Annotated in this window: 11 protein-coding genes; 7 read left to right on the top strand and 4 right to left on the bottom strand. The window is 70.0% G+C overall.

Features of this window, described 5'->3' with window-relative positions; all coding sequences use genetic code 11:
• The first annotated feature begins 253 nt into the window (after positions 1 to 253).
• Positions 254 to 2,518, top strand: coding sequence for an N-acetylmuramoyl-L-alanine amidase (locus ACIBW9_RS20520; protein WP_398956914.1), 2,265 nt, complete (start codon positions 254 to 256; stop codon positions 2,516 to 2,518).
• 112 nt (positions 2,519 to 2,630) lie between these two features.
• Here the strand turns inward: ACIBW9_RS20520 and ACIBW9_RS20515 are convergent, their stop codons facing one another.
• Entirely contained in the window at positions 2,631 to 3,023 is a 393-nt protein-coding gene (locus ACIBW9_RS20515) for a hypothetical protein (protein ID WP_344404504.1), read from the bottom strand.
• Positions 3,024 to 3,190: 167 nt separating this feature from the next.
• On the opposite strand from ACIBW9_RS20515, the gene ACIBW9_RS20510 reads away from it, so the two are divergent.
• The gene (locus ACIBW9_RS20510) at positions 3,191 to 3,685 is read left to right on the top strand and encodes a DUF1877 family protein (protein WP_398956912.1); all 495 of its coding nucleotides are present in this window, start codon (positions 3,191 to 3,193) and stop codon (positions 3,683 to 3,685) included.
• A gap of 822 nt (positions 3,686 to 4,507) precedes the next feature.
• On the opposite strand, the gene ACIBW9_RS20505 is transcribed toward ACIBW9_RS20510, so the two are convergent.
• The 3 genes from ACIBW9_RS20505 to ACIBW9_RS20495 form a co-directional block, all read right to left on the bottom strand.
• Positions 4,508 to 5,065: a hypothetical protein gene (locus ACIBW9_RS20505; protein WP_398956910.1), complete on the bottom strand. Its 558-nt coding sequence runs from the start codon at positions 5,063 to 5,065 to the stop codon at positions 4,508 to 4,510.
• 96 nt (positions 5,066 to 5,161) lie between these two features.
• Complete coding sequence (locus tag ACIBW9_RS20500; protein ID WP_398957635.1) at positions 5,162 to 5,665, bottom strand: hypothetical protein; 504 nt, start codon at positions 5,663 to 5,665, stop codon at positions 5,162 to 5,164.
• A 104-nt stretch (positions 5,666 to 5,769) separates the two neighbouring features.
• The gene (locus tag ACIBW9_RS20495; protein WP_398956908.1) at positions 5,770 to 7,434 is read right to left on the bottom strand and encodes a glycoside hydrolase family 20 protein; all 1,665 of its coding nucleotides are present in this window, start codon (positions 7,432 to 7,434) and stop codon (positions 5,770 to 5,772) included.
• 164 nt (positions 7,435 to 7,598) lie between these two features.
• Here ACIBW9_RS20495 and ACIBW9_RS20490 point away from each other — a divergent pair, with 164 nt between their 5' ends.
• The 5 genes from ACIBW9_RS20490 (at position 7,599) to ACIBW9_RS20470 (ending at position 11,774) form a co-directional block, all read left to right on the top strand.
• Positions 7,599 to 8,114: a 2-oxo-4-hydroxy-4-carboxy-5-ureidoimidazoline decarboxylase gene (locus tag ACIBW9_RS20490; protein ID WP_398956906.1), complete on the top strand. Its 516-nt coding sequence runs from the start codon at positions 7,599 to 7,601 to the stop codon at positions 8,112 to 8,114.
• Between the two features lie 253 nt (positions 8,115 to 8,367).
• On the top strand, positions 8,368 to 8,748 hold the full coding sequence (gene sdhC, locus ACIBW9_RS20485) for a succinate dehydrogenase, cytochrome b556 subunit (RefSeq protein WP_115906317.1): 381 nt from the start codon (positions 8,368 to 8,370) through the stop codon (positions 8,746 to 8,748).
• A 5-nt stretch (positions 8,749 to 8,753) separates the two neighbouring features.
• Complete coding sequence (locus ACIBW9_RS20480; protein ID WP_398956904.1) at positions 8,754 to 9,236, top strand: succinate dehydrogenase hydrophobic membrane anchor subunit; 483 nt, start codon at positions 8,754 to 8,756, stop codon at positions 9,234 to 9,236.
• A 22-nt stretch (positions 9,237 to 9,258) separates the two neighbouring features.
• On the top strand, positions 9,259 to 11,013 hold the full coding sequence (sdhA, locus tag ACIBW9_RS20475; RefSeq protein ID WP_398956902.1) for a succinate dehydrogenase flavoprotein subunit: 1,755 nt from the start codon (positions 9,259 to 9,261) through the stop codon (positions 11,011 to 11,013).
• Complete coding sequence (locus ACIBW9_RS20470) at positions 11,013 to 11,774, top strand: succinate dehydrogenase iron-sulfur subunit (RefSeq protein ID WP_398956900.1); 762 nt, start codon at positions 11,013 to 11,015, stop codon at positions 11,772 to 11,774. Before sdhA ends, ACIBW9_RS20470 begins: the two co-directional genes overlap by 1 nt.
• Positions 11,775 to 11,813 lie beyond the last annotated feature (39 nt).

Raw genomic sequence — 11,813 nt, 5'->3', positions numbered from 1 at the left:
CCTCGTTCGTACGAGTGCGAAGGTGGCTCTGCCGAGCCCGCGCCGCGCGTCACCTCTGTCCGTGCGCGCGCCTTCACGACCCTCTGCGTCAGGCGTCACGGAAGTGTCACAGCTAGTCGCCTGTGACGTTTGGCCAGAGCCGAGCGCTGTGTGTATGTGCCACCTGCTCTGTGACAGGTGTGGCAGACATGGTCCTTCTCTAGGGGTGGGGTAAGTGAGTCCTCGCGGTACGCGTGCGTACAGACCGCTGAGCATGAAGCGACGGGCGTGGATCACGCTCGGCGCGGTGGTACTGGGCGGCGGGGGTGTGGCGACGTACGCGGTCGCCGGCCAGTCCTCCGGGCACGGCCAGGCCAAGCGGCCGGCGAAGGTCTACGCCCTGGCCCTGAAGAGCGCGGCGAGCGGCAAGCGGGAGCTGCCGCGCACGCACACCGCGCAGTTCTCGATGCTCGGCGTCTCCTGGAAGGACGCCGGCAAGCGGCTGCACGGCACGGCCCAGGTGCGCACGCACAGCATCGAGACCGGCGAGTGGACCGCCTGGAAGGACCTCGAGGCGAACGTCGACCCGCTCGAGGACCCGGAGGCGGGCGCCCGCGCGCGCGGTGCCTCCGAGCCGCTGTGGGTCGGCCCCTCCGACGGCGTGCAGGTGCAGGTCGTCCACAAGGACGGCTCCACCAGCTCCGCCCTGCCCAAGGGACTCGAGGTCAACCTGGTCGACCCGGGGGTGGCGCCCACCGACGGGCAGAAGGCCGAGCCGGCCGCGTATGCGGCGGATGTGACGCCCACGGACTCCGCATCGCCGACGGACTCCGCGTCGCCGACCGATCCGGTTCCTCCGACCGATTCCGCCTCGCCGACCGATTCCGCCTCGCCGACGGACTCCGCCTCCCCGAGCGCCTCCGCCTCCCCGAGCGGCTCCGCGTCCCCCTCGACCAGCGCGTCTGCTTCGGCTAGCACCTCCGCGAGCCCCACGGCCGGCGCGCCCACCGCGCCGCCGTCGACCGTGCCCGAGCCGCCGATCGTCTCGCGGGCCGGCTGGGGTGCGGACGAGTCGCTCAGCCCCGACCCGTCGGAGTACAACGCCGATGTGAAGGCCGTCTTCGTGCACCACACGGACGGCACGAACGACTACTCGTGCGCCGACTCGGCGGCGATCGTCCGGGGCATCTACGCGTACCACACGCAGACCAACGGCTGGAACGACATCGGCTACAACTTCCTGGTCGACAAGTGCGGCACGATCTTCGAGGGCCGCAAGGGCGGCGTCGACCTCCCGGTGCTCGGCGCGCACACCTACGGCTGGAACCGCGAGTCGGCCGGCATCGCGGTGCTCGGTGAGTACACCTCCACCGGCGCCACCAACGCCGCCCTGGAGTCGATCGCCCGTGTCGCGGCCTGGAAGCTCGGCCAGTACCACGCCGACCCGGCGACGACCGTGCAGCTCAAGGCGGGTGCGACCCAGACGAACTACTTCGGGACCGGCTTCACCGCCGGCAACTCGTACACCTTCAACCGGATCTCCGGCCACCGGGACGGCTACAACACCCAGTGCCCAGGCAGCTCCCTCTACGCCCAGCTGCCGACGATCCGCGCCTGGGCGTCCGGCCCGGTGCAGGGGCTGAAGCTGACCTCGCTGTCCGGTGCGGGTCTGTCCGGCTCGACGTACTACACCAAGGGCGCCGTCACGGCGAAGTGGTCGACGACCACGCCCGGTTCCCTGATCTCCAGGTTCGAGCTGCTGGTGGACGGCAAGGTCGCCGCCACCGCCTCCGGCACGTCGACCTCGGTGGGCGCGACTCTCGCCCTGGGCACCCACACCGTCGCCGTGCGGGCCGTGCACCAGTCCGGCAGGACCACGACGACCGCCGCGCTGAACGTCGTCGCGGAGACGACCGCGCCGACCTTCACCACCGCGCCGCAGCTCTCCCTGCGCACCGGCACGGTCAACACCGGCGCCGTCCCGGTCACCCTCGGCTGGAAGGCGACCGACAACGCCGCCCTGAAGTCGGTGAGCCTGCTGACCCCGACGACGGCCACCTTCGGCCCGACCACCACCAGCTCCAGCCGCACCGCCGCGTCCGGCACCGCGAGCACCTGGTCGATGAGGGCGTACGACTACGCGGGCAACACCCGTACGGCGTCCGCGTCCTTCACGCCGGTGATCCTCCAGGAGACCTCGGCCACCAAGTCCGGCAGCTGGACGGCGCGTTCCTCCACCAGCTACCTGGGCGGGAAGTCGTACTCCAGCGGTTCGAAGGGCGCGAGCCTGACCTGGACCTTCACCGGCCGCTCGGCCTCCTGGGTGGTCAGCCGGGCCGCCACCTCCGGTCAGGCGTACATCTACGTCGACGGCGTGAAGGTCAGCACCGTCGACCTGAAGTCCTCGACCACCCTGTACCGCCAGGCGATCTGGACGAAGGCCTGGTCGTCCAGCGCCAAGCACACGGTGAAGATCGTGGTGGTCGGCACCAGCGGCCGCCCGACGGTCACGACGGACGGCCTGGTCTACCTCAAGTAGCCGATATCCCCCGGCGGTTCGCATCGCGGCCTCCACTGGTTCGGGCGTCCGCTCCTGCGCAGCTTGCGGGGGTGGGCGCCCGGTCCGCGTTGCCAGGGTGTCGCCGCCGCGGTCACCTTCGGACGCCGTCGGTCGCATCCCGGCACAGCAGCCGCAGCGAACCGTCCCCGTGCCAGCAGCGCCGGGCCTCGTCGAAGGGGTCCCACATCCGGCCGTCGGGGGTGCGTATCCAGTGGTCGCCGCCGGTCGCCCACCACTCGGCGCCGACCTGACGGACGATCACCTCACCGGCGTACGCCCCGAAACCGCGCAACACGCTCTCCACCGCGGCGTACGGCGCCCCTTCCTGCCGTATCCCCTCGATCATCCGGTCGACGCGCCACAGGCTCTGCGCCGAGTAGTCGAGGCGCAGCCGGGCGCCCTCACGCATGGCCGCGACCGCGTCCGCCGCCCACCGCACGGGCTTGGTCGCCGCGCTGGGCCTGGTCTCGTGGAAGGTAGTCACACAGACAGGAGCGGGGTCGGCGGGTCATCCGTCACGCGATTTCCGGGGAGTTCCCGATACCGGCGCAGTACCGCCCCACCGCCGCCGCAGGACGGTCACAGGACTCCCTCAGGTGCGAGTTTTGCCCGGGAGTGACGCTTCGCCCCTTCCGTGCGCTCCTCTCACTGATGAGCCCGTACTTCCATCTCCGCGCGGTGCCGCCCTCGGCCCTGCGCAACAGCGCGCCCTGGCTGCAACGGCTGTTCGAGGACGACTGGGACACCGTGCGCCGACGGATCGACCGCCACCGGGAGGAGATGCTGGACCACCACTACGTCGACCACGACACCCTCTACGCCGGCGCACGCCCGCACCGCGCCGAAGAGGGCCCCCGCACCCACGTGGTCCTCGGCGGCCGCCCGGTCCCCCACCACGCCCCCGAAGCCCCACCGTTCCTCCTGCTGACCGCGGCTCAGGCGGCCCGGGTGGCGGCCTTCCTCACCACGACCGACATCGAGCCCCTCTGGCACCAGGCCCGCGACCACCTCCTCCCGCGTTACGGCGGCCCCGCCACGGAACAGCAAACCCACACCCTCATCACGTCGACCCACCGCGACCTCACGGCCTTCTACCAGAAGACGGCCGAGTACGGCGACGCGGTGGTCAAGTGCCTACTGCACTGATTTCTCACCTTCGGCGCAGATCGCCCTTCGGGGCCGCGGGGGCCGGCTCCTCCCCGAGGGACCGAGCGGCGGCCTCTCCCCGAGGGGCCCCGAGCAGCGGCTTGTCCCCGAGGGTCCGGCAGCCGGCTCCTCCCCGAGGGACCGAGCGGCGGCATCTTCCCCAAGCACCGGGCGGCGGCTCCTCCTCGACGGACCAAGCCGCGGCATCTTCCCCAAGCACCGGGCAGCGGCTCCTCCTCGACGGACCAAGCCGCGGCATCTTCCCCAAGGGGCCGGGCAGCGGCTCCTCGACGGACCGAGCCGCGGCATCTTCCCCAAGGGCCGAGAGGCGGCTTCTCCGGTGGCGCAAAGACCAGCTTTTCCCAAGGCGCGCGGGAAGCGGCTTCGCCGAGGGCGGCGGAGGGAGGCTTTGCCGAGCACACCGGAAACTGCTTCCCCGAGGGCGCCGGAGGGTGGCTTTCCCGAGCACGCCGGAAGACGGCCCCCCCGAACGCGCCTGGAGCGGCTTCCCCAAGCCCGCAGGAAGATTCCCCGAGCGCGCCGGAAGGCGACTTTGCCGAGCCCGCCTGCAGATGGCTTTCCCGAGCACGCCGGGAGCGGCTTCCCCAAGCGCACCAGAAGCCACTTCCCCACGCGAGCCGGAAGACGGCTTCCCCCGCCCGCCGAAAGACGGCTCCGCCGAGCGCGCCGGAAGGCGACTTTGCCGAGCCCGCCGGGAGCGGCTTCCTCGGGGCCGTCGGCGGCGGCTTTCAGGGGCGCGGGGAACTGCGCGACCAGCCACAACGCGCCCGCACACGCCCCCGCCCAACACCCCCTACCGCCCTACCCCCGCCGCGCCCGACGAGACACCACGGCCTGCAGAACCCGCCGCCCCTCGATGGACACCTCAAGCGCCCGGCGCAGCCCACCCACCCCATGCCCGGCAAGCAACTCGAGTACGGCGACCTGTCGCCGCAACTCCGCGGCGACGAGCGGCGACATCCCCTCCGTACGCCCCTCCCGCCGAGAGTCGACGGAGGACGCCTCGTCCTCCAGCGGATCCAGCATCCGATGAATCTGCAGCGCAGCGACCGAGCACGCATCGGCCCACACCCGCACCTGCGCCCCGGACCGCTCCACCGGCGCAGCCTCCAGCATCCGGCGGGCCAGCCGCGCCGCCTCGCCCTCGCCCGGCTCCCCGGCACCACCGAGCCTCCCGCGCGCATGCTCCAGCCGCTCGCCCCAGTCACCGACGTCACCGGAGTCCGCGAGGCTGGCCCACAGCGGCCGCAGGATCTCGTCGTCACCGCCCAGCAGCGGCACACACCGATCCAAACAAGCCAACCCGCTGGCGGCCAGTCCGCGGTCGTCGGCCTGAGCGATCAGTTCCACCAGGCTCATCCACGCCTCCTTCTGCGGGTCCCGTACCGGGCCCAGCAGGGCTCTTCCCTTACGGAGCCCGCACTTCCCCTTACTGCGTGCGACGGCCCGGGAGTGTCACAGCGGTACCACACCGAGCCGGTCGAGCAACTGGAAGAACAGGTTTTCGGCCAACGGATCGGCGTCGGCGGTCAGAACGTCCAGCAACGGCCCGATGTCCACGTCGTGCCCCGCCTCGGCGGCCCAGGCGACCGCACGGTCGGCCGCGTCCCGGGGCTCCAGGAAGTAGTCCTCGATGGTGAGCCCCTCGCTCGCGGCGCCGAGGTACCCGGCCATCGCGGCCCGCGCGAGGCAGGTGGTCCACGCCCCGCTCTCGGGCGCCGCCGCCTCCACCACCACCGAGGCGCTGTCCATGACGTAGCCGAAGAGCGCGGGCGCCCCGGTCTCGGCGGCGAGGACGTTCATGTTCCCGACCTCGCCGTCCCCGCTCGGGTACTCCCACACCTGCCAGCCACCGACCGCCGTCGACCGCTGGCGTATGCCCTTCACCCCGGCGAGCGCCTCGAGCTCCGCAAGCGGCCGCTCGCTGCGGCCCACGACGAAATACCCCCAGTAGCCCATCCCGGCCCCCACGGCTGTGTCTCCTACGGCTCGCGCCGAATACACCACAGTCGTACGACCGTTCGCAGCTGTATGGGCCAAGAAAGCCCTGCCGCCCGGCGCGCTCAGCCCAGCCGGCCCGCCAGCGCCTTGAACCGGGTCCACGACAGCCCCGGCCGCCCCGGATCCCACAGCTTCTGCACCGTCGCCCGCAGCGGCATCCGGATCCCGGCCGCGACCTGGTCCTGCGTCTGGGAGTGCGACAGGTCGCACCACACGGCGAAGGACCCGCCGAGGATCTGCCCGTCGTACTGCGCCGGGACCGCCTGCGTGCCGCGCACGACGCGCGGCGTCCACTGCTCGTAGATCCGCTGCCCGGTCGGGTAGACGAAGTTGTTGGGCTGCCCGAGGACGTAGTACAGGAACGCGTCGTTGTAGTTGATCAGCTTCCGCCCGGCGCTCAGGTACTCCACCGGCTGCCGTGCGCCGATCTCCTTGCCCGTCCAGTACCCGACCTGCAGATCCTTCGCGGGCTGCACGGACGTCCCGCGGAAGAACCCGTCGTTCCACACCCGCATGGTCCGGCCGTGGGCCCGGATCGTGCCGGCCCGGTCGTTGAGCCACCCGGTGGTCAGATCGGAGACGGTGCCACCGGGCCCGTACTTGTTCACCGCGGCGGCGGCCAGCTGCGGATAGGAGGCGGCCGGGTTGGAGGCCATCAGCGCCAGGTACTCGTCACCGCCGAGATTCCACTGGTCGCCGGGGAAGAAGCCGGCGTACTCGTTGAGCAGATCGTCGACGATCTTGGCGGCGGCCGGCTTGGAGATGTCGACGGCTCCCCTCGCCGCCACGCCCCGCGCATTGCGCAGCTGCAGATCGGGGTGAGCGGCGATGACGGCACCCAGATGCCCGGGCGAGTCGATCTCGGGCACCACGGTGATGTGCCGGCTCGCGGCGAGATCGACGATCTGCTTCACCTCGGCCTTCGTCAGGTGCTGCGGCGAGACGATCTCGGGGTGGGTGTCGGACTGGATCCGGAAGCCCTGGTCGTCGGAGAAGTGCAGCCCCAGCTGGTTGAACTTCAGGTCCCCGAGCTCCCGCACCCGGTCCTCGATCCAGCCCGCGGTGAAGTGCTTGCGCGCGATGTCCAGCATGAACCCGCGCACCGGCTTGGCCGGCTCGTCCCGCACGATGCCCTCGGGCGCCGTACCGCCGCCGTGCACCTCCTGCTTGAGGGTCCGCGTGCCGTAGAACACACCGGTATCCGACGGCCCGCTGATGGTGACCCGGCCACCGCGCACGGTCATCGCATACGACTCCGGGTTCGCCCCGTCGCCGTCACCCAGCGCCAGCCGTACGTCCCCGGCCTGCACGTCGTCCTTCTCACCCGCGTACGTCAGCCCCAGCTCACCGGCGATCAGGCGACCCTCGTCGGCCAGATCGGCATCGTTCACGACGACCCGCTCACCACGCGCCGGACGCCAGCCGGGCCCGCGCGCCGCGGTGTGGGAGCGCACGGCGGGGATGGTCTGCGGAGCCTTCGACAGGGCGTACGAACGGGTCGGGCGCGGCGCCGGACTCGCGCCGTCCGAGGCGCTGGACGCCGTGCCGGATCTGCCGTCCGACGGCGACTGCCGCTGCGCGGACCCGGCAGGCCCGCTGTCGTCGCCGGAGGCACAGAACCCCAGTCCGATCCCGAGCACGACGGTCCCGGCGATCGCACCCGCGATGATCACGCGCCGCCGCTGCTTCACGTTCTGCGCCGGAGACCGGCGCCTGTGCTGGCTCACACCGTCAACCTAAAGCCCATGGACAACACAACGCGTCCACCACGCGTTCCAAAACTCTCTCTTGCGGGTGAAATTCGGGCATCCGTCGGACACCTCGCGCCCATCCTCGATAACGTAAGACCACATCCTTCGCAGCTCTCACAGCATCCTCTGCCGAAACCCACGTGACGCCCACACACCTTCCTGGCCGAGCCGCCGCCATACCGACGCTGCCCAGCATCCTGGACGCCTTCAACATCGCGCCCGCGGAAGAGGCCCGCAAACTCCTCCTGGACTGCCTCCGCAGCCTCCGCTGGGCCCACCGAGTGGCAGACCACCGCCCGTACCCGGACATCGACTCCCTGCTCGCCGCATCGGACGAGGCGGCGTACGACCTGTCCCCGACGGACCTGTCGGAAGCCCTGGCAGCCGAGACACTGCCGACGTTGCCGGACGAAACCTACGCGGTCGCCTATACCGCCCTGAGGGCGGCGCACGCGGCGTACGAGGCGAAGTTCGGCCACTCGTTCGTCATCTGCCTGGAGGGTCTCTCCCCGGCCGAGATCCTGGACCACGCCCTGGCGGGAATCCGGTCACGCTTGACGAACGATCCGGAGGATGAGCGGGTCGTGGCGGCAGAGGAGCTCCGGCGCCTTGCAAGGCACCGCTTGGTGCAGCTCCTGAGGGGCGCGGGGCAGTGACGATGTGCGGCCACCGCCGCGCGGGCGCGACCAGCCCCCACGAACCCGCACCCGGCAAATAACAGGACACCCCACCCCAGAAGCCGCGAACGCTAACCCAAACGCGTGCCACATTGATCACACCGGTAGGCCCCCTGTAAGCACCAAGCCGACGGCTGGCTACGATGCTGGGGGCCGGTGGACCGTACCCGGCCGGGCCCGACCGACAGGCAAAGCCGGCGCGGCCCCAATCCCCGCTCCCGGAGGGACTTCCGTGCCGGCTGGAACGCTGTACCGCGGCCGGGAAGGAATGTGGTCCTGGGTGGCTCACCGAGTCACCGGCGTCCTCATCTTCTTCTTCCTGTTCGTTCACGTGCTGGACACCGCTCTCGTCCGTGTCTCACCCGAGGACTACGACAAGGTCGTAGCCACGTACAAGACCCCGATCGTCGCGTGCCTGGAGTACGGCCTCGTCGCCGCCATCCTCTTCCACGCGCTGAACGGCCTGCGCGTCATCGCCGTCGACTTCTGGTCGAAGGGCCCGCGCTACCAGAAGCAGATGCTCTGGTCCGTCGTAGGCCTGTGGGTCGTGCTGATGCTCGGGGCGATCTACCCCGTCCTCGGGCACGCCGCTCGTGAACTGTTCGGGAGCTGACACCGATGGCCACCACTGAAACCACCGCGTCCGGGATCGGCCCCGTGGAGGGCGGCTCGCTCTACAACGTGGACAACCCGGCGCCCCTCATCGAGGCCCCGCGCAAGCGCACCAAGAAGACCCCGAAGTCAACCCGGGGCAACTTCGAGATGGCCGCCTGGCTCTTCATGCGCCTGTCCGGCATCGTGCTGGTCGTCCTGGTCCTCGGCCACCTGCTGATCCAGCTCGTGCTGGACGGCGGCGTGTCGAAGATCGGCTTCGCCTTCGTGGCGGGCCGCTGGGCGAGCCCGTTCTGGCAGGTCTGGGACCTGCTGATGCTGTGGCTCGCGATGCTGCACGGCGCCAACGGCCTGCGCACGGTCATCAACGACTACGCGGAGCGCGCGAACACCCGGCTGTGGCTCAAGGGCCTGCTCTACACCGCCACGGTGTTCACCATCCTGCTGGGCACGCTGGTGATCTTCACCTTCGACCCGAACATCCGCTAGGCACGGGGCTGAGGCAACCACCATGAAGATCCACAAGTACGACACCGTCATCGTCGGCGCCGGTGGCGCGGGCATGCGCGCGGCCATCGAGTCCACGAAGCGCAGCCGCACCGCCGTGCTGACCAAGCTCTACCCCACCCGCTCCCACACGGGCGCCGCGCAGGGCGGCATGGCCGCCGCGCTGGCCAACGTGGAGGAGGACAACTGGGAGTGGCACACCTTCGACACGGTCAAGGGCGGTGACTACCTGGTCGACCAGGACGCCGCCGAGATCCTGGCGAAGGAGGCCATCGACTCGGTCCTCGACCTGGAGAAGATGGGCCTGCCGTTCAACCGCACCCCGAACGGCACGATCGACCAGCGCCGCTTCGGCGGTCACAGCCGCAACCACGGCGAGGCGCCGGTCCGCCGGTCCTGCTACGCGGCCGACCGCACCGGCCACATGATCCTCCAGACGCTGTACCAGAACTGCGTGAAGGAGGGCGTGGAGTTCTTCAACGAGTTCTACGTCCTCGACCAGCTGATCACCGAGGTCGACGGCGTCAAGAAGTCGGCCGGTGTCGTGGCCTACGAGCTGGCGACCGGCGAGATCCACGTCTTCCAGGCGAAGGCCGTGATCTACGCGTCCGGCGGCTGCGGCAAGTTCTTCAAGGTGACGTCGAACGCGCACACCCTGACCGGTGACGGCCAGGCCGCCGTGTACCGGCGCGGGCTGCCGCTGGAGGACATGGAGTTCTTCCAGTTCCACCCGACCGGCATCTGGCGCATGGGCATCCTGCTGACGGAGGGCGCCCGTGGTGAGGGCGGCATCCTCCGCAACAAGGACGGCGAGCGCTTCATGGAGAAGTACGCGCCGGTCATGAAGGACCTCGCCTCGCGTGACGTCGTCTCCCGCTCCATCTACACGGAGATCCGCGAGGGCCGCGGCTGCGGCCCCGAGGGCGACCACGTGTACCTGGACCTGACGCACCTCCCGCCGGAGCAGCTGGACGCCAAGCTGCCCGACATCACGGAGTTCGCGCGTACGTACCTCGGTATCGAGCCGTACACGGACCCGATCCCGATCCAGCCCACCGCGCACTACGCGATGGGCGGCATCCCGACGAACGTCGAGGGTGAGGTCCTGGCGGACAACACGACGGTCGTTCCCGGCCTGTACGCGGCCGGAGAGGTCGCCTGTGTGTCGGTGCACGGCGCCAACCGCCTCGGCACCAACTCGCTGCTCGACATCAACGTGTTCGGCCGCCGGGCCGGCATCGCGGCGGCGGAGTACAGCCAGAAGGCGGACTTCGTCGAGCTCCCGGAGAACCCGGCGGAGCTGGTCGTCTCGCAGATCGAGCGGCTGCGCACGTCCACCGGCACCGAGCGCGTGTCCGTCCTGCGCCGCGAGCTGCAGGAGACCATGGACGCGAACGTCATGGTGTTCCGCACCGAGCAGACGATCAAGACCGCGGTCGAGAAGATCGCCGAGCTGCGCGAGCGCTACAAGAACGTCGCGATCCAGGACAAGGGCAAGCGGTTCAACACCGACCTGCTCGAGGCCGTCGAGCTGGGCAACCTGCTCGACCTTGCCGAGGTCATGGCGGTGTCGGCGCTGGCCCGCAAGGAGTCCCGCGGCGGTCACTACCGCGAGGACTACCCGAACCGCGACGACGTCAACTTCATGCGCCACACCATGGCGTACCGCGAGGTGGGCGACGACGGCACCGAGTCCATCCGTCTCGACTACAAGCCGGTCGTCCAGACCCGCTACCAGCCGATGGAGCGTAAGTACTGATGGCAACCCCCGTTCTGGACAAGGTGGAGGCGGAGTCCGCCGCGTCCCCCTACATCACCGTCACCTTCCGCGTCCGCCGGTTCAACCCGGAGGTCTCGGCCGAGGCGACCTGGGAAGACTTCCAGCTGGAGATCGACCCCAAGGAGCGCGTCCTCGACGGCCTCCACAAGATCAAGTGGGACCTCGACGGCACGCTGACCTTCCGCCGCTCCTGCGCCCACGGCATCTGCGGCTCGGACGCGATGAGGATCAACGGCAAGAACCGTCTTGCCTGCAAGACCCTCATCAAGGACATCAACCCCGAGAAGCCGATCACGGTCGAGCCCATCAAGGGCCTGACGGTCCTCAAGGACCTCGTGGTCGACATGGAGCCGTTCTTCCAGGCGTACCGGGACGTCATGCCCTTCCTCATCACGAAGGACACGAACGAGCCCACGCGCGAGCGTCTCCAGACCGCCGAGGACCGCGAGCGCTTCGACGACACCACGAAGTGCATCCTCTGCGCCGCGTGCACCTCGTCCTGCCCGGTCTTCTGGAACGACGGCCAGTACTTCGGTCCGGCCGCCATCGTCAACGCGCACCGCTTCATCTTCGACTCGCGCGACGAGGCCGGCGAGCAGCGCCTGGAGATCCTCAACGACCGTGACGGCGTGTGGCGCTGCCGCACGACCTTCAACTGCACGGACGCCTGCCCGCGCGGTATCGAGGTCACGAAGGCGATCCAGGAAGTGAAGCGAGCGCTGATCACGCGCCGCTTCTGACCTCCTTTCGCAGGTCTGTCGTACGTCCTCCGTACGCCG

Source organism: Streptomyces sp. NPDC049541 (genome assembly GCF_044465725.1).
Classification (GTDB): Bacteria; Actinomycetota; Actinomycetes; order Streptomycetales; family Streptomycetaceae; genus Streptomyces.
Note: the sequence above shows the minus strand (reverse complement) of the source record. Positions and strands in the feature narration are given on the sequence as shown.